This is a genomic window from Pseudolabrys sp. FHR47, assembly GCF_005153485.1.
Lineage (GTDB): Bacteria > Pseudomonadota > Alphaproteobacteria > Rhizobiales > Xanthobacteraceae > Pseudolabrys.
The window spans coordinates 818,666-843,665 of record NZ_CP039740.1 but is presented as its reverse complement, the minus strand read 5'-3'; the positions used below and the strand labels follow the sequence as shown (position 1 = coordinate 843,665).

Below are 25,000 nucleotides of genomic sequence, written 5' to 3'. Positions count from 1 at the left end.
GAATGCTATTTCCGGCTGCCGACGAACTGAAAAATGATTTCGCGCGAATGCGGCGCACGCCGGTGCTCGACCAGATAAATCCCCTGCCAGGTGCCGAGCGCGAGCTGGCCATTCGTAACCGGCACATGCAGCGACACGCCGTTGAGCATGGCCTTCACATGCGCCGGCATGTCATCCGGGCCTTCGGCATCGTGAATCCACGGCGCAGCTTCGAGTGCCAACCGGTCGAGCGCGGTGGTCAGATCGGTCTGCACATCGGGATCGGCGTTCTCCTGGATGGTCAGCGACGCCGAGGTATGACGCAGAAACGCGAACAGAGTGCCCTCGCCGGCGCCGGCCTGCGCGATGAAGTCGCGGGCGGCATTTGAGATGTCGGTAAACCCGCTCCCGCGCGTATCGACGCGCAAGGTTGCGCTGAAGACCACCTGCACCGTGGCTTCGCTAATGGGTGAGAGGCGGCCTGCCATGCGAGGAACCGCTAGTCCTTCTTCGTCACGTCTTTCTGGAAATCGTAGATCATCTCGACCATGCGCCGCCACGCCCGCTCGACCGCGGCACGGGCTCTTTCCATTTCCTCGCGGGTGGGGAAACGCAGCGCGCTGTCTCCGTTACCGGCGCGCGGTGTCAGTTCGGCCTGCGGTCGCGGCGGCGCTGCCCGGGCCGTCTCCGCTTTCAGTTTGCTGATCTCGTCTTGCAGCCGCGCGATCTCGGCATCGAGCGCGGCGCGATCGTCCGGCACGAGCTGGCAGGCCCAGCCGGCAGTGCGCTGACTGCAGAAGCTGACCTGCCCGGTCGTGCTGTCCAGCCGGAGATAGCCGCCCTCAGTGGGCGCAAAACTGAAACGGCCGTTGGCTGCCGGTACGGCATCTTTCGGCAGCTCCTGCGCATTAGCGGCAATCGGCCCGAAAAGCAGACCAGCGATAAGGACGGCGAATGCTGATCGCATGAGAATCCTCAGAGCTCGACGTGAAACGCCTACGTACATTCCAATGCTACCACCACAACAAGGCAGGCTCACGTCGCCGGTTCGCAGGTTGTCCAAGGGCGCCTTCCGCATCGCACCCAACGGCCCTGTTGACGCCGCCTCGAAACGCGACTTTCCGACGCAATATCAGACGTTTACGGCAATGCCCCCATTCCTTGACTCGGGGTGGGTCGATCAGTATGGTCCGCGCGGCTTTAAGGGCGGCGGTACACAAAAATCCCACGAAATCGCGGGTCAGAAGCATGTCTGATGGCACGCGGAATCAGGGCCTACCTCCGGACGACGAAGCCGCTCTCTCCGCGAGACTCCAGCGTCTCGGCGACCGCTTGGCGCAAGCCGACCGGCCTTCCGAACAAGAAGCTGGTGCTCGGCAGACCGCGAACAACGCCGCCGGGTTCGCCCGCGGTTTCAGGCTGTCTTCCGAACTGGTCGCTGGCGTACTTGTGGGGGCGATGATCGGCTGGCTCATCGACCGCTGGCTCGGCATTTCGCCCTGGGGGCTGATCGTGTTTCTGCTGCTCGGCTTCGCCGCCGGCGTCCTCAACGTGATGCGGGCTGCGGGCGTTGTCCGCGATCCAAACCGGAACGACTAGAAGACAGATATGGCCGACCCCATCCATCAATTCCAGATCGTGAACCTGTTCCCCGTCGCCAAGGTCGGCGACACCCAGATCATGTTCACCAACTCGGCCGCCTTCATGGTCGCCGCGGTCGCCGTCATCACGATCTTCCTGCTCGCCGGCGCCGCCAGCCGCAGCCTGGTGCCGGGCCGGCTGCAGTCGATGGCGGAACTGAGCTACGAATTTGTCGCGGACTCCATAAGAAGCACAGCGGGCTCCGCCGGCATGCGCTTCTTTCCCTTCGTATTTACGCTGTTCATGTTCATCCTCACGGTGAACCTGATCGGCCTCATTCCCTACACCTTCACCGTCACCTCGCACATCATCGTCACCGTGACTTTGGCGATGTCGGTGTTCCTGACGGTGTTGATCTATGGCTTCTACAAGAACGGCCTGCACTTCTTCAATCTGTTCGTACCGAAGGGCATTCCGGTCTACATCCTGCCGCTGATCGTCGTGATCGAGGTCATCTCGTTCCTCTCGCGTCCGATCTCGCACAGTGTGCGTCTGTTCGCGAACATGCTGGCCGGCCACATCACGCTGAAGGTGTTCGCCGGCTTCGTGACCATGCTCGGTAGCGCCGGCATCGTCGGCATCGCCGGCGCGGTTCTGCCGCTGTCGCTGGTCGTTGCGCTGACCGCGCTCGAGCTGCTGGTCGCGTTCCTGCAGGCTTACGTGTTCGCCATCCTCACTTGCATCTATCTCAACGATGCTATTCACCCGGGCCACTAAGGCCCGAACACCTCGAAAGGGAGTCTTCCTATGGATCCAGTCGCAGCAAAGTACATCGGTGCCGGCATCGCTTGCATCGGCATGGCGGGCGCCGGTCTCGGCCTCGGCAACATCTTCGGCAGCTTCCTGCAGGGCGCGCTGCGTAACCCGTCGGCCGCGCAGAGCCAGTTCGGCAACCTGATTTTCGGCTTCGCCGTGACCGAAGCGCTCGGCATCTTCTCGCTGCTGGTCGCCCTCATCCTGCTGTTCGCCGTCTAAGCGACTAGCAGCCGGCCTTTTAAGGGCAGCCTTTTTAAGAGAGCGTCATGGCAACCTCGACACACACCGAAGTGCCGTCATCGCATGCCAAGGGCGCGTTTCCGCCCTTCGATCCGACGACGTTTCCTTCGCAGTTGGTGTGGCTCGTCCTGACCTTCGCCATCCTCTATGCGTTGATGGCGAAGGTGGCGCTGCCGCGTCTTGGCGGCATCATCGACGACCGGCAGAACCGCATCTCCGGCGATATCGCCGAGGCGGGCAAGCTGAAGGCGGAATCGGAAGCGGCTGTCGCCGCCTACGAGAAGGCGCTGGCGGAAGCCCGTGCCCGCGCGCAGGTGATCGCGGCGGAAACCCGCGACAAGCAGGCGGCGGAAGCCGAGACCACCCGCAAGGTGCTTGAAGATCAGCTCAACGCCAAGCTGGCCGAGGCCGAAAAGACCATCGCCGGCACCAAACAGAAGGCGATGGCCGAGGTTCGCGGCATCGCCACCGACGCGGCCAAGACCATCGTCGAGCGTCTGATCGGCAAGGCTCCGGCCGACGCCGCGGTCGCTTCGGCCGTCGACAGCGCGCTCAAGAGCTAAAGGACGGCGCTCATGCATCTTCTCGCCGAAGCCGAAACCTGGGTTGCCGTCGCTTTCGTGATCTTCCTCGGCGTGCTCGCCTATGTCGGCGTGCCGAAGCTGATCGCCAAGGCGCTCGACGACCGCGCCGCCCGCATCAAGGCGGAACTCGACGATGCCCGCAAGCTCAAGGAAGAGGCTGCCGCCCTGCTCGCCGAATATCAGCGCAAGCGTGCCGCCGCCGAAGCCGAGGCCGAGAGCATCATCGCCGGCGCCAAGGACGAAGCCGCCCGCATGGCGACCGAGGCCAAGGCCAAGATCGAGGAGTTCGTTGCGCGCCGCACCAAGATGGCGGAGGCCAAGATCGCCCAGGCCGAAGCCCAGGCCGCGGCCGACGTTCGCGCCGCTGCAGCCGAAGCTGCCGTTGCTGCCGCCGAGAAAATCCTTTCGGCCGAGGCGAAGGGCGCTCTGGCCGGCGAACTCATCGCCAAGGGCATCGAGGACGTGCGCAAGAAGCTGAACTAACAGGCTTTCCGACCGGAATTGAAAACGGCGCCCCTCCGGGCGCCGTTTTTTGCTTCCGGACGCGGCCGCTAATTGTCCCCTGTTAGTCCAATCCGGCGACATTGCGTTCGCGCGATTACCTCTCCTTGCATACCGATTCGGCCGGATTAAGCTTCCCCCAAGCGATTCGTTTGTGGCGTCCCGCGTTGCGGTCCTTTTACGGCCGCCTTTGTAAGCGTCAGCATCAGCACAATTCGAGCCTTGCCGGAGAGTCCGGCCACGTTTCGGGGGACCCGTGGTCATCTTCGATTGCAACGGCGTGCTTGTGGACAGCGAGCCGCTCGCCACCGCCGTCGTATCGCAGGAATTCATGCGCGCCGGCTTCGCGCTGACGCCCGACCTTGTCGCGCGCTACTTCGCCGGCCGACGGCAATCCGACATGTTCGCCGAAGTGGAAATCGCCGCCGGCCGCAAGCTGCCGCCTGGCTTCGCCGACGCCGTGACCGCCGCCACCTTGCAGAAATTCCGCAACGAGCTGCGCGCCACCGCACATGCGGCCCATGCGCTGTCCTGGCTACGCGGACCGAAGTGCGTCGCCTCGTCATCGCCGCTCGAGCGCATTCGCACCAGCCTCGAAACAGCCGACCTGCTGCGCTTTTTCGAGCCGAACCTGTTCTCGGCCAGCGACGTGCCGCACGGCAAGCCCGCGCCGGACCTGTTCCTGCACGTTGCGGGCCAGATGCGCGTCAACGCCGGCGACTGTCTGGTCGTCGAGGATTCACCGGCCGGCGTCACCGCGGCGGTCACGGCCGGAATGAGGGTGATTGGCTTTGTCGGCGGCAGCCACGCCGGATTGCGGCTTGAGCAACAGTTGCGCGAGGCTGGCGCCCGCGTCGTCATCTCCGACATGCGCGCGCTCAAGAGCACAGTCATCGACCTCAGAGGGTGGTGATTTTCCCGTCATGGCCGGGCATAGCCCGTCAAAGACGGGCGTGGCCGCCCTTATGTCCCGGCCATCCACGTCTTAAGACGCGAAGAAAGTCGTGGATGCCCGGCAGTACTTTGCCTACCGCCGCTTTCTCGGCGCCGGCTTCTTCTGCTGCGCCGCCAGCGTATCGAAGCCGATATAGACCACATAAGCATCGAGCAGGCCCGGTGGCGACGGCAACGGGAAGCTCAGGCCTTCCTCGATGTGGGTGAAGGTGACGCGGTCGACCGCCGAGGTGATCTCGACCGGAATCATCGCGAACTTCGACACGATCGGCTTTGGCGTCGCACCTTCCTGGACCACCGCCATGCGCAAAGGCACATCGACTTTACCGGGACCGCCGGCCGGGCCGGTGATGACACGGCCTTCGACGCCGACCTTCATGGTCATGACGCCGGCGGCGACGTGGCATTCACGAGCGAAACGGATGATCGAGCCCTGATAGCGCAGATTGAGCGCGCCAGGTTCGCCGTCGGCGGTCGCCTTGGTCTCGTTGCCGATCGATAGAACGGCGGCGCCGGTGCGTACCTGCACCGAGGGACACTCATATTCGGTGTTGGCGGCTGCGGCATCGGCCGGGGCGCCATCGAGGGCCTTTTCGGTCGTCGCCTTGTTGGAATCGAAAATGTTGAGCGACGACAGGCTGGCGCCACAGCCTCCGACCAGCAGCGTCAGTACGGCAGCGGCTGGAAGCATAGCGAGCCGCTGCGTCCTACCCTGCCCTCGTTCGTTCATGTTCCCGGCCATTATTGTGCTCGCATCTTGTTCAGGAAAATTGTTCGGCGACCAACCGGCCACCCGCTCGATGGGCTAACGCCCTGCGCTCTATAGCAAATCAAGCGTGGCAAGCCCAAGGCGGCAATAATGCGGGTGAAGCGCTCTGGCCTCAAGTGTCGTCGGCCAGCCGGGCATAGAGCAGGTGGTCGTGCCAGATCCCATTAATGCAGAGATAGCGCCGCGCATAGCCTTCACGGGTGAATCCACACTTCTCCAGGAGTCCGATCGACGGCTGGTTGGTCGGGATGCAGGCGGCCTCGACCCGGTGCAGGCGCAGTGCACCGAACGAATAGGTCAGCAGGCTGCGAACTGCGGCGCTCATATAGCCGCGATGGGCAAACGGCGCGCCGATCCAGTAGCCAAGGCTGCCGGCCTGGGCGACGCCGCGGCGGATATTGGCCAAAGTCACGCCACCGACCAGCGCGTTGTCGCCACTGCGGAACACCAGAAAGGCGTAGGCCAGATCGTTACGCTGATCGTCCTGATATCGGCGCAGCCGGCGGCGGAACGAACCGCGGGTCAAATCGTCCGACGGCCAGATCGGCTCCCAAGGCGTAAGGAAGTCGCGGCTCTGCTCACGCAACGCCGCCCAGGCGGCGAAATCGCCGAGCTGCGGCGCCCGCAAAGTAACGCCCTCGCCGGTGATGGCCGGCGCCATATCGGCAAAACCGACGGTACGAAAAAAGGCCATAGCGTTCTTCCGCCTGGCCGTCCTGAACGGCTCAGGCCGCCGGGCGAACCAGACTTTCGGCAATCGCCGCAGTGCTTTCAAGCCCGTTTCCGGGGCCAAGGGCGGCAATCGCCGGACGGCCACGGCCGATCAGTGCCCTGCCGGCGGCGCGGGCACTTTCGACGGTTACGGCTTCGACCTTCGCCACGATCTCGTCGAGCGGCACCGGCCGGCCATAGGCGAGCATCTGACGGGCGAGCTGGCCGAGGCGAGCTTCCGAACTTTCCAGCGTCATCAGGAGCCCGGCCTTCATTTGCGCCTTGGCGCGGGCGACCTCGGCCTCATTGAGCGTTTCAGTCGCGTTCTCGATCTGGTCGATGACGACGCGCATCAATTCCGGCGCATCGGCTTCATCGGTCCCGGCGTAGAGCCCGAACAGCCCGGTGTCCGAATAGGGCATATGGAAGGCCTGGATGGTGTAGCAAAGGCCGCGGATCTCACGCACTTCCTGGAACAGACGCGAGGACATGCCGCCGCCAAGCACGCTGGTGAACACCTGCAGGCTGTAAAGCTGCGGGTCCTTCACCTGAACACCTTCGAGCGCCAGAGCGATGTGCACCTGCTCGAGATCACGCGACTCGACCCTGGTGCCGCCGCCAAAACGCGCGGCCTGATGCTCCGGTGCCTCCGGTCCGGCGAAGCTCTCGAAGCGCTTCACCACGTCATCGACGATCTTCTGATGATCGACGGCGCCCGCCGCCGCGACTAGCATGTTGGGCGAACGGTAGTTGCGGTTGAGATAGGCGCGCAGGCTCTTGGCGCTGAAGCCGCGCACGGTTTCCGGCGTGCCGAGAATGGAGCGGCCGATCGGCTGGTTCGGAAACGCCGTTTCCTGCAGGCGGTCGAACACCAGATCATCCGGCGCGTCTTCAGTGGCGCCGATTTCCTGGGTGATGACATTCTGCTCGCGGCGCAGCTCTTCCGGATCGAAGGTCGGCTCCGACAGGATGTCCGACAACACGTCGAGCGCCAGCGGCACGTCGGCCTTCAGCACGCGGGCGAAATAACCGGTATTCTCGATCGACGTCGCGGCATTGAGATCGCCGCCAACCGCTTCGATGGTCTCGGCGATCTGGCGCGCGGTGCGACGCTTGGTGCCCTTGAAGGCCATGTGCTCGAGAAGGTGCGAAATACCGTGCTCATCCGCCTGTTCGTCGCGGCTGCCGGCGCCGACCCAGACGCCGAGGGACGCCGACTCCAGATGCGGCATGCGGTCGGTCACGACAGCCAGGCCGGACGGCAATTTGGTGACTTCGACAGTCATACGGCGGCTCCTTCACGCGCGGCGCGCGAGGCGCCGGCGACGAATTCCTCGATTTTGGCCTGATCGGCCGGCAGCACGGTAAAGCGCTCGGCCTTTTTGGGCAGGTCAGACAGCCAATCTGGGAGGCCGGGGTCGACACCGCAAGCCGCCTTCACGGCGTCCGGGAACTTGGCCGGATGCGCGGTCGACAGGACGACCATGGGCACCTTGGGATCCCGCGTTTCCTTTTCGGCCACGGCCAGCGCCACTGCGGTGTGCGGGTCGGCGCAATAGGACGCCTCTTTCATCCAGGCACGAATTTCGGCGTCGACCTCCTGCTCGTCGGCCCGGTCGGCCGAGAACAGCGCGCGCATCTCCTTGAGCGCTTCGCCGGGCACCGTGAAGCGGCCGGACTGCGCCAGCGAACCCATCAGCGCATTGACCTTGGCGGCGTCGCGGCCGCAGGTCTCGTACAGCAAACGCTCGAAGTTCGACGACACCTGGATGTCCATCGACGGCGCCGACGTGGCCACCACCTGACGTGTCTCGTAGTCGCCGGTAGCGAAGGTGCGCGCCAGGATGTCGTTGACGTTGGTGGCAACGACCAGTCGATCGACCGGCAGGCCCATTTTGCTGGCGACATAGCCGGCATAGACGTCGCCGAAATTACCGGTCGGCACTGTGAAGGCGATTTTCCGATGCGGCGCACCGAGCGCGACGGCGGAAGTGAAGTAATAAACCGCCTGCGACACCAGACGCGCCCAGTTGATCGAATTGACGCCGGACAGGCGCACGCGGTCGCGGAAGGCATGATGATTGAACATCGCCTTCACCAGCGCCTGGCAATCGTCGAAGGTGCCCTCCACCGCGATGCAGTGGACATTCTCATCCGTCGGCGTCGTCATCATCCAACGCTGCACGTCGGAGATGCGGCCGTGCGGATAAAGCGCGACGACATCGACCTGATCGCGGCCGCGAAAAGCTTCGACCGCGGCGCCGCCGGTGTCGCCCGATGTCGCAACCACGATAGTGGTGCGTTCGCCGCGTTGCTTCAGCACATGATCCATGAGCCGCGCCACGAACTGCATGGCGAGGTCCTTGAAGGCGAGCGTCGGACCATGAAACAGCTCGAGTACGAACAGGTTGTCGCCGAGCTGGACCAGCGGCGCGACCGCTGGGTGGCGGAAGGTGCCATAGGCCTCGTGCGCGATACGGGCGAGATCGGCCTCGGCGATGGCATTACCGACGAAGGGTTTGACCACTTCGACCGCGACCTCGGCATAGGGGCGCCCCGCAAAGCCGGCGATGGTCGAAGGCGACAGCCGCGGCCATGAGTACGGGACATAAAGCCCGCCGTCCCGCGCCAGCCCGGCAAGCATCGCCTCGACGAAATCCAGTCGGGCAGACGCGCCCCGGGTTGAGATGTAATGCATTGATTTTGTTGACTGTCTCGGGGGAGTAAGGATTGCCAGCGGCACCCTAGCCTTGGCCCACGGCCGGCACAAGCAAGCCCATCAGCAGCCACATGCGGGCCCGACGCTTGTCTGGGCAACAATGCAAAATAATCGAAAAGAGTGGCGCGCCCGAAAGGATTCGAACCTCTGACCCCCAGATTCGTAGTCTGGTGCTCTATCCAGCTGAGCTACGGGCGCTGATGCCGCCGGAAACATGACCTTCGGTCATGAAGCGGCGGGGGATAGCTATCGCCTTGCACCCCCCTTGGCAAGTCTAGAAAATCCTCTTTAAGGCGCTGGCTGTTAACGAAATTCGACCCCGGCGAAGCCGCCAGCGGCCGTTCCGGGCTCAGGAGGCACGGCTGCGCAGGCTCCCGCGCGTGGACACGTCGATCTCTCCATCCGGAATGGTGATGCGGAAGGTCGCGCCCATGGTCCCCTCCACCAGCATGATCTCGCCACCATGGGCCCGCACCAGCTCGGCCGCGATGGCGAGCCCAAGCCCCGATCCGCCCGGCCGGGTCGACCCCTGGAAGGCCTGATAGAGATTCTTGCGGGCCTTCTCCGGGATGCCGGGTCCGGTGTCGGAAATCTCGATCGCCACCATGTCGCCGTCGCGGCGACCGGTGATGCGAATTTGGTCGCGCGCGGGATCGCGAGCACCGTGGGTCTCCAGCGCCTGCACGGCGTTGCGCGCCAGATTGACGACGACGCGGAACATCTGGTCGGCATCCGCTTCCATAGTCAGCCCGCGCTCCACCGAAACGATCCAGCGGATAGGTACTTCGATGGTCAGGCCGAGGGACTCGCGGACGTCTTCCAGCAGCGGTTCGACTGCGATTGTGCGACGGTCCGGCGCCGCTTCCTGGGCGCGGCCATATGACAAGGTCGACTGACATAACGCGATGGCGCGCTGAAGCGCATTCATCAGTTTCGGCGCAAAGCGCTGCACCTTCGGGTCGGGCAGGCTCGAGAGCTGATCGGAGAACAGTTGCGCCGAGGCGAGCAGATTGCGCAGGTCGTGATTGATCTTCGCGACCGCGAGGCCGAGCGAGGCCAAACGGCTTTTCTGATGCAGCATCGAGGCGAGCTCGGTCTGCATCGCCGCGAGTTCTTCCTCGGCGGTACCAATCTCGTCGTTGCGGCGAGAACGGCGAATGATGCGCGTCGGGTTTTCCGGATCGGCGCGGAACGCCACCATATTCGCGGTGAGGCGCCCCATCGGCTGCACCAGCAGATAATGCAGCGCGAAGAACACCAGCATCGCCGTGAAAGCCGAGATCGCCAGCGACACCACGAGAATCGTGACCGAGAACTTCAGCATCGCCTTGTAGAGCGGCGCCTCGTCGAGGACGATTTCGATAAACTGCCCTTTGGCCATCGGCGCCGGCCCGATGACACGCATAACGTCGCTGGCGTGGCAGAACAGGAGAACTTCGAAAGCCTCCTTGATCGAGCGCCACCAAGTCAGGTCGCGCATGTCGATATCGTCAGTGACCGACGACGGCAATTCGGCCGACGCGAGCAGACGGCGCTGGTCGCCCATCTTGGCCGCCACGGCGCGGGCGCCGATGGAATCCAGAATCTGCTTGGCGAGGCTTTCCGGCACCATGCCGCTCGGCGCGGCATCGAGCACAAGCGCCGCGGTGTGCGCGGCAGCCAGCCGGTCGTTCAGCCAGTTGATCCGGAAGTTGGCTATCAGCGGGACGTAAATAAGGACTTCGGCCACCAGAACGAAGACGATGGTCAGCATCAGGAGCTTGCCGGACAGTCCGACGCGCAGTCGCGTCCGCCATGGCGCAGCCCGGCCTGCCGCCTCAGGCGACGGCTCGGAGCCGGTGATCCCAGATGTTTCTTGTGACTGCATTGCAAGTGACTATAGAGGCCAGAGCGTGCCTCGATGAGACCAAACACCCGCGGCGGCGAGCTATTCCCCGATTTCGGGCAGACTTTCCAACCTTGCCCCCAAGGGTGGCAAATATGTGGGGTAGCGCGGCCCCTGCCGGCTGACATGGCTAGACGGCCTGCTTGCCGAAAAAGGCCGATTTAACGCCCTCCGGTCGCATTGACGGGCTGGAATGGCTGCCTTATAAGCCGCCCCACACGAGTGCTGACCCCGGCAAAGCTCGGGTTTTTGGCGGATTCTGGGGCTATTGCCCCGTCCCCACGGCGCGATTATCGGAGATTTTAACGTGAAGCGGACCTACCAACCGAGCAAGCTTGTGCGCAAGCGCCGTCACGGTTTCCGCGCGCGCATGAAGACCACGGGCGGCCGCAAGGTGGTCCAGGCCCGGCGTGCCCGCGGACGCAAGCGGCTCAGCGCCTAAACAGCGGCTTTTTCTCGCCGCGACGCTGCTTTAAATGCAAAAATTGAAGCAACGGGCGGATTTTCTCAAAGCGGCGACCGGGACCAAAGTTCCGGCCGCCGCTTTTGTCCTGCAGGCTCGCGAACGCGACCAGCCCGGCCCGGCCCGGGTCGGATTTACCGTTTCGCGCAAGGTCGGCAACGCCGTCGAGCGCAACCGGGTGCGCCGCCGCCTGCGCGAAATGGTCCGCCTTTTCGGCGAAGGCCGCATGCACGCCGGCACCGATTATGTGCTAGTCGGGCGCCAGGCGGCGCTCAGCCTGCCCTTCGAGCGCATGACACAGGACTTCGAGCGGGCCTTGCGGCGTGCCCATGATGGATCACGAAAAGACGGTTCGCCTAAACACGGAACGCGACAAGCGCGGGGCGCGCAAAAGACCACACCGGCAGGAAAGCCCGAGACGGAATCCCGATGACCGATAACAAGAACACCATCATCGCCATCGTGCTGTCGGCCCTCGTGCTGATCGCGTGGCAATATTTCTACGCCGTGCCGCAGGCCGAGAAGCAGAAGGCCGCCCAGCAGGCGCAATCGCAGCAGACGCAAACGCCCGCCGCGCCCGGCCAGACTGCCGCTCCGGGCGTCACCCCGGCGCCCGGCACGACCGCCCCCGGCGCTCCCCCTGTCCCCGGCGCTCAGCCTGCTCCGGCCACGGCCGCCGCACCGGCCGCGACCCGCGCCTCGGCGCTGGCCGCCTCGCCGCGCCTGCCGATCGAAACCGCCGACCTGCGCGGCTCGATCGCACTCAAGGGCGGCCGCATCGACGATCTGGCCCTCCTGAAATTCCGCGAGACGGTCGATCCGAAATCGCCGCCGGTGATCCTCCTGTCGCCCTCGGGCGCGCCGGACCCGTTCTACGCCGAATTCGGCTGGAGCCCCGCGACGCCGGACATCAAGGTGCCGGACGCCAACACGGTGTGGACACAGGTCGGCTCCGGCAAGCTCGACGTCGGCAAGCCGGTGACGCTCGCCTTCGACAACGGCGCCGGCCTCGAATTCCGCCGCACCATCTCGGTGGACGACAAGTACCTGTTCACCGCCAAGGATGAAGTGATCAACAAGACCGACAAGCCGGTCACGCTTTATCCCTACGCGCTGATCTCGCGCCACAACACGCCGCACACCGCCGGCTTCTACATCCTGCACGAAGGCCCGGTCGGCGTGCTCGGCGACAACGGCCTGATCGAGAAGAGCTACAAGGACCTCGAGGAGAAAAAGGAATTCTCCTACGCGGCCACCAAGGGATGGCTCGGCTTCACCGACAAATACTGGGCCGCTGTGCTGGTGCCCGACCCGGCGACGAGCCTTTTGAAGGCGCGCTTCAGCGGCGGCATGCTCGGCAACGTCAAGACCTACCAGTCCGACTATGTGCTCGACGCGCAGACCATCGCGCCGGGCGCGACCGGCACGGCGCAGGCGCGGCTATTCGCCGGCGCCAAGGAAGTGCGCGTCATCAACGCCTATGAAGAGAGCCTCAAGCTCGACCGCTTCGACCGCCTGATCGACTGGGGCTGGTTCTACTTCATCACCAAGCCGCTGTTCCTGGTCATCGACTGGCTGTTCCATCTGGTCGGCAATTTCGGCTTCGCCATTCTGATCGTGACGCTGCTGATCAAGCTGATCTTCTTCCCGCTGGCCTCGAAATCCTACGCCTCGATGGCGAAGATGAAGGCGGTGCAGCCGCAGATGACGCAGCTGCGCGAGCGCTACAAGGACGACAAGGCCAAGCAGCAGCAGGAGCTGATGGAGCTCTACAAGAAAGAGAAGATCAACCCGCTGGCCGGCTGTCTGCCGATCCTGATCCAGATCCCGGTGTTCTTCTCGCTGTACAAGGTGCTGTTCGTCACCATCGAAATGCGGCACGCGCCGTTCGTCGGCTGGATCAAGGACCTGTCGGCGCCGGACCCGACCAACCTGTTCACTCTGTTCGGGCTGATCCCTTACGACCCGACGCATATTCCGGTGCTGGGCCCGTTCCTGCATCTCGGCATCTGGGCGATCATCATGGGCATCACGATGTGGGTGCAGATGAAGCTCAACCCGACGCCGCCGGACCCGACGCAGGCGATGATCTTCAACTGGATGCCGCTGATCTTCACCTTCATGCTGGCGAGCTTCCCGGCCGGCCTCGTCATCTACTGGGCCTGGAACAACACTTTGTCGGTGGCGCAGCAGGCCTACATCATGAAGAAGAACGGCGCGAAGATCGAACTGTGGGACAATCTCAAGGGCACCTTCGGGCTCGGCAAGAAGAAGGAAGCGTAGCGGGACCGAGTGTGGCGCGAGCGCTGGAAGAAAAGAAAAGGCCGGGCGAAAGCCCGGCTTTTTTGTTGGGGGAATGGATGCCCAGCTTTTTTTGCAGTGCTGGATGACTGTAGCCCGGCTGGAGCGCAGCGAAAGCCGGGATGGGCGGCCTGCAAGCCCCGGATTTCGCTGCGCTCATCCGGGCTACGAGTCTGCCTCGCCCCTGTTTTGCCGCGCGCGTTCTGATAGAATGCCGGCATGGTCAAATCGCTCGAGCAAGCCATTGCCGAATTGGAGCGCCTGCCCGCCGAGGATCAGGAAGCCATCGGACGTTCGCTGCTCTCCCACGTCGAAAAGCTGCGCGCCCTGCGCGGCGAGATCGACAAAGGTATCCGTTCCATGGATGCGGGACTGGGCAAAGAGTCGAGCGTCGAGGATTTTCTGCGGCAGAAGAGCCGGTGAAAGATGGCTCTGCGGCGAACCGCTCTGTGGTCGCCGGAAGCGCTCGATGATCGCGAAAATATCTGGAATCACTATGTCGCGCTCGCCGGCACGCGCACGGCTGAGAATATCATCGCGAACTGGGCCGGGTCGTCTCTCTGATCGAGGAACACCCCCCTCGCCGGCCGCGCCCGGGACGAAATCCGGCCGGGGCTGCGGTCATTCGCCGCCACGCCTCACGTCGTCTTCTATCGTGTTGTCAGAGACACGCCGGAAATCCTGCGTGTGCTGGATGGACGGCAGGATATCGAAGAGAAGTTTGCGGGCGGTGAGGCGGATGGTGGTCCGTAGGCCGCCTCCCTCGCGAACGACAGATGGCGGATACACTTCGTTCATCTGGTTTACGGGCACTCATCCAACGCCGAGCGCTGCACTTCTGGGTCCCCGCTTTCGCGGGGACGAGCGGAGTGAGGACGTCCCCGGATTTCGCTGCGCTCATCCGGGCTACAGGCGGGCTTCACTTCACCCCACCCCACCCGTTTTCGCTGACGCTCAAACGGTCGACCATCCCCCTCCAGGGGAGGGTGGGCCAAGCAGGCGGAAACGTGGTAGAGGCGCGGCACCGTATCCAACGCCGTCATCACCGGGCTTGACCCGGTGATCCCGCTTAGGCGGGCACCGTGCGTCCCCTAAGCGGGATGGCCGGGTCAAGCCCGGCCATGACGGAAGTATTCTCGTCCGACCGTGACGAACAGCAGAGGACTAATGGCGAGCAACGACTTCACCCGCGACGAGATCGAGACCGGCCGCAAGCTGTTCAACGTGGACTGGCAGTTTGCCGCCGCCGCGGCGACGCTCGAGTCGCTGCCGAAGATGCGCGGCGTCGAGATCGCGTTTGCCGGGCGCTCCAATGTCGGCAAATCCAGCCTGATCAACGCGCTCACATCGCGAAAGGCGCTGGCGCGCACCTCGCGCACGCCGGGACGCACGCAGGAGCTGATCTTCTTCAACGGCGGCGGCGAACTGACGCTCGTCGACATGCCGGGCTACGGCTATGCCGCGGCGGCCAAATCGAAGATCGCGCAGTGGACCGACCTGATCGAGCGCTATTTGCTCGGCCGCGCCAATCTCTTGCGCGTCTATGTGCTGATCGACGCGCGCCACGGCATCAAGGACACCGACGTACCGACCTTCAAGGTGCTCGGCAGCGCCGCGGTGAGCTATCAGGTGGTGCTGACCAAGACCGACGAGGTCAAGGCCGCCGACCTGCCGAAGCGCATCGCCGAGGTCGAGGCCGGTATGGCGAAATATCCGTCCGCCTTTCCCACCGTGCTGGCGACGTCGAGCGAGACCGGCGCCGGCCTGCAGGATATGCGATCGGCGGTGGCAAGGTTGCTGGCAGAACGCAAAGGCTAACTCCGTTCGTCCCCGCGAAAGCGGGGACCCAGATTGGACCGAAGTTGTGGCCTCTGGATCCCCGCTTGCGCGGGGATGAACGGAGGTTGGGGCAACCGCTGGAGACAAAAGAGCCATGAACACCCTCTTCATCGTTCTCGCCGGCCTGATGGGCGCATCGGGCGTCGTGCTGGCCGCGGCGGGCGCGCATGGCGCCAAAGCCGGTATGGGCCTCGACAGCGCGGCTTACCTGCTGCTGATCCATGCCTGCGCGGTGATCACCGTCACGGTGGCGACACGGAACGGCCTGACCATGCGGCCGCTTGGGATCGCGGCGAGCGCCGGCTTCGTCATCGGCGCGGCCTTGTTCGCCGGCGACCTGTCGCTGCGTGCCTTCGCCGGGCACCGGCTGTTCCCCATGGCGGCGCCGACCGGCGGCACCATCATGATCCTGGCGTGGCTCGCGGTCGCCATTGCCGCGCTGCTTGCGCGCCGCTAAAACGGCCCCACCACAGACGAACCAAGGTCGGCCATGAGCCAGTCGAAAGTCGATCCGCAGGAACAGGCCCGCGTGCTCTCCGAGGCGCTGCCGCACATGCAGCGCTACGACGAGGAGATCGTCGTGGTGAAATACGGCGGCCACGCCATGGGCGACGAGACGCTGGCCCAGGATTTCGCGCGCGACATCGTGCTGCTCGAGCAGGCCGCCATCAATCCGGTGGTGGTGCATGGCGGGGGCCCACAGATCGCCGCCATGCTCAAGAAGCTCGGCATCAAGTCGGAATTCGCCGCCGGCCTGCGCGTGACCGACGCCGCGACCGTCGAGATCGTCGAGATGGTGCTGGCCGGCTCGATCAACAAGCAGATCGTCGGCTACATCAATGCCGCCGGCGGCAAGGCCATCGGCCTGTGCGGCAAGGACGGCAACATGGTGCAGGCCAAGAAGGTCACGCGCACCGTGGTCGATCCCGACAGCAATATCGAGAAGGTTGTCGATCTCGGCTTCGTCGGCGAGCCCGACAAGGTCGATCTCACCGTGCTCAACCATGTGCTCGGCAAGGAGATGATCCCGGTGCTGGCGCCGGTCGCAGCCTCGGCCGATGGCGGCACCTTCAACGTCAACGCCGACACCTTCGCCGGCGCCATTGCCGGCGCGCTCAAGGCCAAGCGGCTGCTGCTGCTCACCGACGTGCCGGGCGTGCTCGACAAGAACAAGAAGTTGATCACCGACCTGTCGGTCGCCGAGGCGCGCAAGCTGATCGCCGACGGCACGATTTCCGGCGGCATGATCCCCAAGGTCGAGACCTGCATCTACGCGCTCGACCAGGGCGTCGAGGGCGTCGTCATCATGGACGGCAAGGTGCCGCATGCGGTGCTGCTCGAGCTGCTGACCGATCACGGCGCCGGCACCTTGATGCACAAGTAGATTGGGGCGGCGCGGCGGGCGCATTAGCATGCGCCCATGATTCGCCGCCTCATCGCTGGATGCCTCGCCTTCGCCGCGGTTTGCATCGCCACCGCTGCGCATGCGGAACTCACGCTCTGCAACCGCACCAGCTACCGCATGGATGTCGCGCTCGGACTGGAGCGCCGCGCCATGGTGGAGACGCGCGGCTGGTTCACGGTCGATCCCGGCCAGTGCAGACAGGTGCTCGACGGCGCCTACGACGCCGACATGAGCTATATCCATGCGAAGACGCCGGCGGTGTACGGCTCTTCGCCGCTGCCGCAGAACGGCAATGCCGATCTGTGCGTGCGCGAGACGACGTTCCAGATCGCCGACGGCCGCGGCTGCCCGGTGAGCCAGCAGGTGAAGTTCACGGCGGCGCGGCCGTCCGATTCGCCGAAGGGGCCGGTGATCAACCTCGCCGAGGAAGCCGATTACGACGATGCGCAGGCTCGCCTCGCCGGCATCCAGCGGCTGCTCGTCATTGCCGGTTACGACGCCAACCCGATCGACGGCATCCAGGGCGGCAAGACGCAAGCCGCGATCGCCAAGTTCCTAGCCGACCGCAAGCTGCCGGCGGACGCGGTCAATGGCGCAGATTTCTTCGCGACGCTGCTGACCGCGGCGCAGAGCCCGGAGGGCCATGGCTTTGCCTGGTGCAACGACACGACCTATCCGGTGATGGCGGCGATCGGCACCACAGAGGCCGGCGCCATCGTGACGCGCGGCTGGTACCGCGTCGAGGCCGGGCAATGCGTGCGGCCGGACATGCGCGGCGAGCAGAAGAAGATCTACAGCTATGCCGAGGCGGTCGACGACAAGGGCGCGGCACTGAAGAAGAACGGCGTGGCGCTGGCCTGGGGCGGCGAGGTGCCGCTATGCACCCGCGACGGCCGCTTCGAACTCGCCGACAACAAGGACTGCGCCGCGCGCGGGCTGAATTCGGCCAATTACGCCGAAGTGGATCTGACAAAAGAGCCGGCATCGACAGTCAGATTCAAGGAACCCTAGTTCCGCAGGAAATCGTGCCGAAATAACAAATAATACTACCGATCACGCTGATCGTTATGTCGCATTGCGTCCATTTTCCTTGAGCCCGCGCGAATACTCGTGCGATACAAGCAGCGGGAGGATGCAACGAATGCCAAATCGTTCGTGCAGGGTCCTGTTAATTTATCCGAAGTTCGTTCCCAACTCGTTTTGGAACTATACGGACACCTGCAAGCTCCTCGACGCGCACTACCCCGCCGCGCCGCTCGGTCTGATTACCGTCGCCGCATTGCTACCGCAGCACTGGCAGTTCAAGCTCGTCAACCGAAACACCGAGGAACTGAGCCCCGACGACATCGCCTGGGCCGATCTGGTCATGACCGGCGGCATGCTGAATCAACAGCCTGACTGCATGCATCTGATCAAACTCGTGCAGGCTAGCGGCAAACCGGTGGTCGTCGGCGGCCCGGATGTCACCTCCAGTCCGCATCTTTACACGGCGGCCGATTTCCAAGTCCTGGGCGAAGCGGAAACCGTCATCGACGACTTCGTGGCGGCCTGGGAGCGCGGCGAGCGCTCCGGCATCTTCGAGGCAGATAAGTTCACAGCCGACGTCACCAAGACGCCGGTCCCGCGCTTCGACCTGCTCAATTTCGACCACTATCTTTATATCTGCGTGCAGCATTCGCGCGGTTGCCCGTTCACCTGCGAATTCTGCGACATTATTGAGCTGTACGGGCGCAAACCGCGCATCAAAGCCAACAAGCAGATGCTGGCGGAACTCAGTCAGCTCTACGCGCTCGGCTACCGCGGCCATGTCGATTTCGTCGACGACAACCTGATCGGCAACAAGAAGGCGATCAAAGGCTTCCTGCCCGAACTGAAGGCCTGGCAGCAGGCGCACAATTATCCGTTCGAATTCTCGACCGAAGCATCGATAAATCTCGCGGATGACGACGACCTGCTCAACATGATGAAACAGGCGAACTTCTTCGCCGTGTTCATCGGCATCGAGAGCCCCGATCCCGAGACGTTGCGGCAGACCAGCAAGAAGCAGAACGCCCGCCGCAACATGGCGGAGAACGTCCACAAACTTTACAGCTATGGCCTGTTCGTCACCGCCGGTTTCATCGTCGGCTTCGACAACGAAAAAGGTTCGATTGCCGACGCCATGGCGGACTTCATTGAAGAGTGCGCGATCCCGGTCAGCATGGTCGGCCTGCTTTACGCCTTGCCGAACACGCAGCTGACCCGCCGCCTCGCCAAGGAAGGCCGGCTGAAAGATGGCCATGACGTCATGGACGCCGAGCGCTCGGGCGACCAATGCTCACTCGGGATCAATTTCGAGCCGATGCGGCCGCTGCGCGACGTCCTTTCGGACTACAAGAGAATTCTCGAGCGCGTGTTCGAGCCTGCCGCCTATGCGCGTCGCCTCGATCGGCTCACCACGTTGCTGAATCGAAGTGGGCGGCCGGAGCCGCACAAAGACGATCGGCGCCGCCGCCTCGCTTCCCTGCGGACCGTAAACCGCATCCTTGATGCGATGCCCGGCGAGCGCAGCAGATTCTGGGACACTTTCATCCATTGCGCGCGGACAAATCCGGGCGCTCTGCCAGCCATTGTCTCGCTGATGGCGATGTACGCGCATCTCGGCCCCTTCTCACGCCAGGTGATCGCCGAGATCGACCGGCGCATCGCCGCCGATACCGCGTGCAAAAATCCGCCGGCTGTGCCATATGTGCGCAATGAAGCAATTGCTATGGCGGAATCGCGTCTGAACTAATGGCCACAAAGAAGTCCGCGCCGCGCGCATTCGACCAGGTCGAAACCTGGGTATTCGACCTCGACAACACGCTCTATCCGCATCACCTGCTCTGGCAGCAGGTCGACGACCGCATCCGCGCCTATGTCGCCGAGTTTCTGAAGGTGACCGCCGACGAGGCCTTCCGCGTGCAGAAGGATTATTACAAGCGTTACGGCACCACGATGCGCGGGCTGATGACCGAGCACGGCCTGGATCCCGACCACTATCTCGACTTCGTGCATCAGATCGACCACTCGCCGCTCGAGCCGAACCCGGCGCTCGGCGATGCGCTGGAAAAGCTGCCCGGACGCAAGCTCATTCTCACAAACGGCACGGTGGCGCATGCCGATGCCGTCCTGAGGCGGCTCGACATCGACAAACATTTCGAGGACGTGTTCGATATCGTCGCCGCCGAACTCGAACCCAAGCCCAAGGCCATCGTCTACGAACGCTTCCTCGAGCGCCACGGCGTCGATCCGATGAAGGCGGCGATGTTCGAGGACCTGTCGCGTAACCTCGAAGTGCCGCACACGCTGGGCATGACCACGGTGCTGGTGGTGCCGTCAGGCCAGCGCGAAGTGTTCCGCGAGGAATGGGAACTCGAAGGCCGCGACGCGCCGCATGTCGATCATGTGACGGACGATCTGGCGGGGTTTCTTGGGCAAGTGCGCGGCGTTTAGTTCTTCGTCATGGCCGGGCTTGACCCGGCCATCCCGCTCAGGTGAGCACCGTGCGTCCCTAAGCGAGATGGCCGGGTCAAGCCCGGCCATGACAGAAAGAATCACCCGATCCCACCCACGAACTGCTGCAGTTCCGGCGTCTGCGGCGCGGCGAAGACGGCCTTCGGTGCGCCCGACTCATGCACCTTGCCGTGATGCATGAACACGAGATGCGTGCCGACGTCGCGGGCGAAGCGCATTTCGTGCGTGACCAGGATGAGGGTCATGCCTTCCTTGGCCAGTTGCTCGACAACGCGCAGCACTTCGTTGACCAGTTCGGGATCGAGCGCCGAGGTGATTTCATCGCACAGCAGCACCTTCGGCCGCATAGCGAGCGAACGTGCAATGGCGACGCGCTGCTGCTGGCCGCCGGATAGCTGGCTCGGATACGAATCCATCTTTTCCGACAGACCGACCTTGGCCAGCACCTCGGCGGCGATGTCGCGAGCTTCCTTCTTCGGCGTCTTGTTAACCACCGTCGGCGCCAGCATCACGTTCTCGGCGGCGGTGAGATGCGGGAACAGATTGAACTGCTGGAACACCATGCCGACATGGCGGCGTAATTCGCGCAAGTTGGCATGGATGCCGCCGACCTCGATACCGTCGGCGAGAATGACACCGGACTGGTAGGTCTCAAGCCCGTTGATGCAGCGGAGCAGCGTCGATTTGCCGGAACCGGAGCGGCCGATGATGGCGACGACATCGCCCTTTTCGACCTCGAGCGACACGCCCTTGAGAACCTCGACCGAGCCGTAACTCTTGCGGACGTCGCGGATGCTAACGAGCGACATTGAGTTTTCCTTCAAGCCGTTTGGCGTACCAGGACAGCGGGAAACACAGGCAGAAATAGATCAGCGCCACCAGCGAATAGACCAGGAAGGGCCGGAAGGTGGCGTTGTTGATCATGGTTCCGGCCTTGGTCAGCTCGACAAAGCCGATGATGGAGGCGAGCGCCGTGCCCTTGATGACCTGCACCGAGAAGCCGACGGTCGGCGCGATCGCGATGCGCATGGCCTGCGGCAGGATCACGTAGCGCATCTGCTCGACATAGTTCATGGCGACGCTGGCCGAGGCTTCCCACTGGCCTTTCGGGATCGCCTCGACGCAGCCGCGCCAGATCTCGGTGAGAAAGGCACTGGTCCAGAGCGTCAGCGCCAGCCCCGCCGCCATCCACGGCGACACCTCGAGGCCGAACAGCGCGACGCCGAAGAAGAACAGGAAGAGCTGCATCAGGAGCGGCGTGCCCTGGAAGAACTCGATATAGAGCTTGGTCGGCACTTCCAGCCATTTGATCTGCGAGGTGCGCAGGAACAGCAGGATCAGGCCGACGATGCCGCCGCCGACAAAGGCGATGAGCGACAGAAACACCGTCCACTGCGTCGCCCAGATGAGGTTCTTGACGATGATCCAGAGGCTGAAATCCGACATCGTCACCCCACCTTCACGAAGCGATCGCCGATGACGCGCAGCACGTAGCGCAGCACAATGGCAAGCACGAGGTAGATGAGCGCGACGACGAAATAGACCTCGAAGGCGCGGAAATTGCGCGACTGAATAAAGTTAGCCGCATAGGTCAGATCGGGCGCGGAAATCTGCGACACCACCGCCGAGCCGAGCATCACGATGATGATCTGCGACGACAAAGCGGGATAGATCTTGGCGAATGCCTGGCGCAGCACAATGTGGCGCAGCACTTCGAGCCGCGTCATGGCGAGCGAAACGCCGGCCTCGATATGGCCCTTCGGCACCGCCTCGATGCCGGCACGGATGATCTCGGTCGAATAGGCGCCGAGATTGATGACCATGGCGAGGAAGGCCGCTGTCGTCTCGGTCAGCTTCACGCCCAAAGCCGGCAGGCCGAAGAAGATGAAGAACAACTGGACGATGAATGGCGTGTTGCGGATCAGCTCGACATAAACGCGGACAATGCCGCCGAGCCATTTGGGTCCGAAGGTGCGCGCCGACGCGCCGAGCGTGCCGACCGCGATGCCCGCGGCGGTGGACACCACGGTGAGCACAATGGTGAACCACAGCCCCCAGGCCAGATCCTCCCAGTAGGGCAGCAGCGCGGAGAATTCGAGTTTGTAGGTCATGGCAATGCCAATGGGCCAGTAAGCAAATCCGAGCGCCGCCACATTCGCTCGTCATGGCCGGGCTTGTCCCGGCCATCCACGTCTTCCTTAGAAAGTAAGGCGTGGATGCCCGGCACAAGGCCGGGCATGACGGAGTGGAGGATTATGCCAGTGGCTCAGAACCCCGCCGGCAGCGGGTTCTTCAGCCACTTCTCCGAGAGCTTGTTCAGCGTGCCATCGGCTTTCGCCTTGGCGATGATCTCGTCGATCTTGGCCTTCAGCGCCGGCTCGTCCTTGTTGAGGCCGACATAGCAAGGGCTGTCCTTCATGATGAACTTGGTCACGGCCGGGCGCGCCGGGTTCTTTTCGGTGATCGCCGCGGCCACGACGTTGCCGGTGGCGATCAGATCGACCTGGCCGGAGACATAAGCGGCGATGGTCGCGTTATTGTCTTCGAAGCGCTTGATGATGGTGTCCTTCGGCGCATCCTTGGTGATTTCCTGCTCCTCGATGGCGCCGCGCGTGGCGCCGATGGTCTTGCCGGCGAGGTCGGCGATCTTCGATACGGCGATGGCCTTGGTGCCGAACACACCCGAGAAGAACGGCGCATAGGGCATGGAGAAGTCGATCACCTTCTCGCGCTCGGCATTCTTGCCGAGCGAGGAAATAACGAGATCGGCCTTCTTGGTCTGGAGATAGGGAATGCGGTTGGCCGACGTCACCGGAATAATCTCGGCCTTCACGCCGAGTTGAGCGGCGATGTAGTTGGCCATGTCGACATCGAGGCCCTGCGGCTTCAGATCAGGACCGGCCGAGCCGAACGGCGCGAAATCCTGCGGCACCGCTACCTTGATGACTTTGGCCTTGGTGATATCGGCCAGAGCATCGGCCTTGGCCGGGCCAGCGGATAGTCCCAGCGTGGTGGCAAGCAGGAGGGCGGCAAAGCCGGACGTCATCATGCGCGTGAGCATGCGTAGAATCCTTTTTGAGAGTCGCGATCGGGCCGGATGACACCCCCGGCAAGAGTCATCCTTGCACATCTATTGCAGCGCGGCATACACGGGTCCAATATATTGTTAGTCGCGATCGATAGGATTTTCGTATGGATTTCCGACAACTGCGCTACTTTGCGATGGTCGCGGAAGAACTGAGCTTCACCCGGGCGGCCGCCCGGCTGCGCATTTCGCAACCGCCTTTGAGTCAGCAAATCAAGGAATTAGAGGCTTCCCTCGGTACCCCTTTGTTTCGCCGGACCAGCCGGCGGGTGGAGTTGACGGAAGCGGGGCAGATCCTCGCGGTCCACGGCCGCAACATCCTCGCCCAGATCGAGGCGACGCGGCGCAAGGTCAGGGCTATCGGCCAGGGGCAGGTCGGCCAGCTGTCGATCGGAGCCACCGGGTCGATCATGCGCGGCGGGCTGGCCGACCTTCTGGCGGCTCACCGCCATGAATATCCCAGCGTCGTCACCAAGCTGGTCGAGCAGGCGCCCGAATTGCAGACCCAGGCGCTGCTGGAGCACCGCACCGACGCCTGCTTCATTCGCTGCCCGCCGCCGAGCGAGGGACTGACGCAAGAGCTGGCGTGGCGGGAGGACGTGGTCGTCGCCATGTCGTCGATCCACCGGCTGGCGAAACGAAAGCGCATCGACATCAAGGAATTGCGCAAGGAGGAATATATCGTCCTTGCGCCGGACTCGTCCGACTTCGCCCGCTCGATCATGGATTGGTGCGTCAATGCCGGTTTTCTGCCGCGTATCGCGCATGAGGTGATCGACTCGCAATCGATCCTCGGCCTCATCGCGGCAGGGTTCGGCGTCGCGCTGCTGCCGGCTTCGATCGCGCGCCTGACCGGCGACCAGATCATCTTTCACACATTGGGACCTTCGGCGCCGGCGGCCGACGTGTTTCTGGTCTATCGCGATAATGACCCTTCGCCGGTGCTGCGCACCTTCATCGAATTTGCGCGGCGCTTCATGCACGGTTCGGCCGCGGTGGCGAAGCGTCAGGCCGGCGTTACGGCACCCAGGCCGGCCGCGGCGGCGGCGAGGCAAAGCCGTCGTCCAGCACGGTGAAATGCGCCGACAGCGGCACGCCCGCCTCGCCCTGGATTTTCACGATGTCCTGCGGACAGGCGGAAAAGGCGACGTAACAATCCATGTCGGCGCGCAGAGTGATGTAGTCGCCGGCCTTGGTCACCACCGGGCCGGTGTGGAGCGAACGACCGTCGCCCTGCACCGCGATGTTCATGAACACGTTGAACGAAGCGAGGATCGGCATCGGCGGTGTGAGGCCCAGTTCGCGCATGCCTTCGAACATGTTGTCGAGGCAGTTGCGGTGGTAGTCCTTGACGCCGAGACGCTCATAGCGATGGCGGTCACAGGCGGCCATAAAAGTGTCGTGCACGCCGGGCGACGTATCCTCGACCAGAGTGAGGATCGGATTGCGCTTGGTGGTGACGAAAGTGTCGCCGACCAGCGGATTGAGACGCTGCAGCCAGACCCGCGTCGCCTCCATGCTCATATGATCGGTGAGATCGGCGGCGTTCCAGGCCCAGCAGTCGACCACCTGGGTGCCGTGGGTATTGATGAGGCGGACCGCCTGGCCTTTCTTGAGCTTGAGTGCCTTGCCGTGGCGCGCCGGAATTTCGATTAGTTCACCGCTCTGCATTC

General features: G+C 63.6%; 31 protein-coding genes and 1 tRNA gene. 19 read left to right on the top strand and 13 right to left on the bottom strand.

The window, feature by feature from the left end:
• Positions 1-5: 5 nt before the first annotated feature.
• Complete coding sequence (locus E8Q40_RS04195; protein ID WP_137043203.1) at positions 6-467, bottom strand: secondary thiamine-phosphate synthase enzyme YjbQ; 462 nt, start codon at positions 465-467, stop codon at positions 6-8.
• A gap of 11 nt (positions 468-478) precedes the next feature.
• On the bottom strand, positions 479-946 hold the full coding sequence (locus tag E8Q40_RS04190; protein WP_137043202.1) for a hypothetical protein: 468 nt from the start codon (positions 944-946) through the stop codon (positions 479-481).
• 281 nt (positions 947-1,227) lie between these two features.
• On the opposite strand from E8Q40_RS04190, the gene E8Q40_RS04185 reads away from it, so the two are divergent.
• The 6 genes from E8Q40_RS04185 to E8Q40_RS04160 all read left to right on the top strand — a co-directional run bounded on the left by E8Q40_RS04185 (position 1,228) and on the right by E8Q40_RS04160 (position 4,614).
• Positions 1,228-1,578: an AtpZ/AtpI family protein gene (locus E8Q40_RS04185; RefSeq protein WP_137043201.1), complete on the top strand. Its 351-nt coding sequence runs from the start codon at positions 1,228-1,230 to the stop codon at positions 1,576-1,578.
• A 9-nt stretch (positions 1,579-1,587) separates the two neighbouring features.
• Complete coding sequence (locus tag E8Q40_RS04180) at positions 1,588-2,337, top strand: F0F1 ATP synthase subunit A (RefSeq protein WP_137043200.1); 750 nt, start codon at positions 1,588-1,590, stop codon at positions 2,335-2,337.
• 30 nt (positions 2,338-2,367) lie between these two features.
• On the top strand, positions 2,368-2,595 hold the full coding sequence (locus tag E8Q40_RS04175; protein WP_115515662.1) for a F0F1 ATP synthase subunit C: 228 nt from the start codon (positions 2,368-2,370) through the stop codon (positions 2,593-2,595).
• 47 nt (positions 2,596-2,642) lie between these two features.
• The gene (locus tag E8Q40_RS04170) at positions 2,643-3,179 is read left to right on the top strand and encodes a F0F1 ATP synthase subunit B (RefSeq protein ID WP_137043199.1); all 537 of its coding nucleotides are present in this window, start codon (positions 2,643-2,645) and stop codon (positions 3,177-3,179) included.
• A 12-nt stretch (positions 3,180-3,191) separates the two neighbouring features.
• A complete protein-coding gene (locus E8Q40_RS04165; protein ID WP_137043198.1) occupies positions 3,192-3,683 on the top strand; it encodes an ATP F0F1 synthase subunit B in 492 nt (163 codons plus the stop codon).
• A 274-nt stretch (positions 3,684-3,957) separates the two neighbouring features.
• Positions 3,958-4,614, top strand: a complete 657-nt coding sequence (locus E8Q40_RS04160) for an HAD family phosphatase (protein WP_137043197.1) — start codon at positions 3,958-3,960, stop codon at positions 4,612-4,614.
• 114 nt (positions 4,615-4,728) lie between these two features.
• On the opposite strand, the gene E8Q40_RS04155 is transcribed toward E8Q40_RS04160, so the two are convergent.
• The 6 genes from E8Q40_RS04155 to E8Q40_RS04130 form a co-directional block, all read right to left on the bottom strand.
• Positions 4,729-5,346, bottom strand: coding sequence for a hypothetical protein (locus tag E8Q40_RS04155; RefSeq protein ID WP_137043196.1), 618 nt, complete (start codon positions 5,344-5,346; stop codon positions 4,729-4,731).
• 190 nt (positions 5,347-5,536) lie between these two features.
• The gene (locus tag E8Q40_RS04150; RefSeq protein ID WP_137043195.1) at positions 5,537-6,118 is read right to left on the bottom strand and encodes a GNAT family N-acetyltransferase; all 582 of its coding nucleotides are present in this window, start codon (positions 6,116-6,118) and stop codon (positions 5,537-5,539) included.
• 31 nt (positions 6,119-6,149) lie between these two features.
• Positions 6,150-7,421: a pitrilysin family protein gene (locus E8Q40_RS04145; protein ID WP_137043194.1), complete on the bottom strand. Its 1,272-nt coding sequence runs from the start codon at positions 7,419-7,421 to the stop codon at positions 6,150-6,152.
• Positions 7,418-8,833 (bottom strand): threonine synthase, encoded by a 1,416-nt coding sequence (thrC, locus tag E8Q40_RS04140; protein WP_137043193.1) that lies wholly within the window; start codon positions 8,831-8,833, stop codon positions 7,418-7,420. The genes E8Q40_RS04145 and thrC overlap by 4 nt, the downstream gene beginning before the upstream one ends.
• A gap of 142 nt (positions 8,834-8,975) precedes the next feature.
• Positions 8,976-9,052: transfer RNA gene (locus E8Q40_RS04135), tRNA-Arg, on the bottom strand.
• A gap of 151 nt (positions 9,053-9,203) precedes the next feature.
• Positions 9,204-10,721 (bottom strand): HAMP domain-containing sensor histidine kinase, encoded by a 1,518-nt coding sequence (locus E8Q40_RS04130; protein ID WP_137043192.1) that lies wholly within the window; start codon positions 10,719-10,721, stop codon positions 9,204-9,206.
• Between the two features lie 325 nt (positions 10,722-11,046).
• On the opposite strand from E8Q40_RS04130, the gene rpmH reads away from it, so the two are divergent.
• From rpmH to E8Q40_RS04075, 12 genes are all read left to right on the top strand, one after another.
• Positions 11,047-11,181 (top strand): 50S ribosomal protein L34, encoded by a 135-nt coding sequence (rpmH, locus tag E8Q40_RS04125; protein WP_137043191.1) that lies wholly within the window; start codon positions 11,047-11,049, stop codon positions 11,179-11,181.
• A 34-nt stretch (positions 11,182-11,215) separates the two neighbouring features.
• Complete coding sequence (rnpA, locus tag E8Q40_RS04120) at positions 11,216-11,635, top strand: ribonuclease P protein component (protein ID WP_137043190.1); 420 nt, start codon at positions 11,216-11,218, stop codon at positions 11,633-11,635.
• Positions 11,632-13,485: a membrane protein insertase YidC gene (yidC, locus tag E8Q40_RS04115; protein WP_137043189.1), complete on the top strand. Its 1,854-nt coding sequence runs from the start codon at positions 11,632-11,634 to the stop codon at positions 13,483-13,485. Before rnpA ends, yidC begins: the two co-directional genes overlap by 4 nt.
• Positions 13,486-13,722: 237 nt before the next feature.
• Positions 13,723-13,926 (top strand): hypothetical protein, encoded by a 204-nt coding sequence (locus E8Q40_RS04110; protein WP_137043188.1) that lies wholly within the window; start codon positions 13,723-13,725, stop codon positions 13,924-13,926.
• 3 nt (positions 13,927-13,929) lie between these two features.
• Positions 13,930-14,067, top strand: coding sequence for a hypothetical protein (locus E8Q40_RS21885; RefSeq protein ID WP_168197734.1), 138 nt, complete (start codon positions 13,930-13,932; stop codon positions 14,065-14,067).
• A 39-nt stretch (positions 14,068-14,106) separates the two neighbouring features.
• Positions 14,107-14,256 carry a type II toxin-antitoxin system RelE/ParE family toxin gene (locus tag E8Q40_RS04105; protein WP_137046583.1) on the top strand — a complete coding sequence of 50 codons (150 nt, stop codon included), beginning with the start codon at positions 14,107-14,109 and terminating at the stop codon, positions 14,254-14,256.
• Positions 14,257-14,670: 414 nt separating this feature from the next.
• Positions 14,671-15,321: a ribosome biogenesis GTP-binding protein YihA/YsxC gene (gene yihA, locus E8Q40_RS04100; protein ID WP_137043187.1), complete on the top strand. Its 651-nt coding sequence runs from the start codon at positions 14,671-14,673 to the stop codon at positions 15,319-15,321.
• Positions 15,322-15,436: 115 nt separating this feature from the next.
• Entirely contained in the window at positions 15,437-15,799 is a 363-nt protein-coding gene (locus E8Q40_RS04095) for a DUF423 domain-containing protein (RefSeq protein WP_137043186.1), read from the top strand.
• 33 nt (positions 15,800-15,832) lie between these two features.
• Positions 15,833-16,726: an acetylglutamate kinase gene (gene argB, locus E8Q40_RS04090; RefSeq protein WP_137043185.1), complete on the top strand. Its 894-nt coding sequence runs from the start codon at positions 15,833-15,835 to the stop codon at positions 16,724-16,726.
• A 36-nt stretch (positions 16,727-16,762) separates the two neighbouring features.
• Entirely contained in the window at positions 16,763-17,758 is a 996-nt protein-coding gene (locus E8Q40_RS04085) for a DUF1036 domain-containing protein (protein ID WP_137043184.1), read from the top strand.
• 130 nt (positions 17,759-17,888) lie between these two features.
• Positions 17,889-19,520: a B12-binding domain-containing radical SAM protein gene (locus E8Q40_RS04080; protein ID WP_137043183.1), complete on the top strand. Its 1,632-nt coding sequence runs from the start codon at positions 17,889-17,891 to the stop codon at positions 19,518-19,520.
• Complete coding sequence (locus tag E8Q40_RS04075) at positions 19,520-20,221, top strand: pyrimidine 5'-nucleotidase (RefSeq protein WP_137043182.1); 702 nt, start codon at positions 19,520-19,522, stop codon at positions 20,219-20,221. Before E8Q40_RS04080 ends, E8Q40_RS04075 begins: the two co-directional genes overlap by 1 nt.
• A 101-nt stretch (positions 20,222-20,322) precedes the next feature.
• Here the strand turns inward: E8Q40_RS04075 and E8Q40_RS04070 are convergent, their stop codons facing one another.
• From E8Q40_RS04070 to E8Q40_RS04055, 4 genes are all read right to left on the bottom strand, one after another.
• Positions 20,323-21,051 (bottom strand): amino acid ABC transporter ATP-binding protein, encoded by a 729-nt coding sequence (locus E8Q40_RS04070; RefSeq protein ID WP_137043181.1) that lies wholly within the window; start codon positions 21,049-21,051, stop codon positions 20,323-20,325.
• Positions 21,038-21,688 carry an amino acid ABC transporter permease gene (locus E8Q40_RS04065; protein WP_137043180.1) on the bottom strand — a complete coding sequence of 217 codons (651 nt, stop codon included), beginning with the start codon at positions 21,686-21,688 and terminating at the stop codon, positions 21,038-21,040. Before E8Q40_RS04065 ends, E8Q40_RS04070 begins: the two co-directional genes overlap by 14 nt.
• 2 nt (positions 21,689-21,690) lie before the next feature.
• On the bottom strand, positions 21,691-22,353 hold the full coding sequence (locus tag E8Q40_RS04060) for an amino acid ABC transporter permease (protein WP_137043179.1): 663 nt from the start codon (positions 22,351-22,353) through the stop codon (positions 21,691-21,693).
• Positions 22,354-22,508: 155 nt separating this feature from the next.
• The gene (locus E8Q40_RS04055) at positions 22,509-23,303 is read right to left on the bottom strand and encodes a transporter substrate-binding domain-containing protein (RefSeq protein WP_137043178.1); all 795 of its coding nucleotides are present in this window, start codon (positions 23,301-23,303) and stop codon (positions 22,509-22,511) included.
• A 131-nt stretch (positions 23,304-23,434) separates the two neighbouring features.
• Here E8Q40_RS04055 and E8Q40_RS04050 point away from each other — a divergent pair, with 131 nt between their 5' ends.
• Entirely contained in the window at positions 23,435-24,403 is a 969-nt protein-coding gene (locus E8Q40_RS04050; RefSeq protein ID WP_137043177.1) for a LysR substrate-binding domain-containing protein, read from the top strand.
• On the opposite strand, the gene E8Q40_RS04045 is transcribed toward E8Q40_RS04050, so the two are convergent.
• Positions 24,345-24,998, bottom strand: coding sequence for a DUF1989 domain-containing protein (locus E8Q40_RS04045; protein ID WP_137043176.1), 654 nt, complete (start codon positions 24,996-24,998; stop codon positions 24,345-24,347). The two genes, E8Q40_RS04050 and E8Q40_RS04045, sit on opposite strands and share 59 nt — an antisense overlap.
• Between the last annotated feature and the right edge of the window lie 2 nt (positions 24,999-25,000).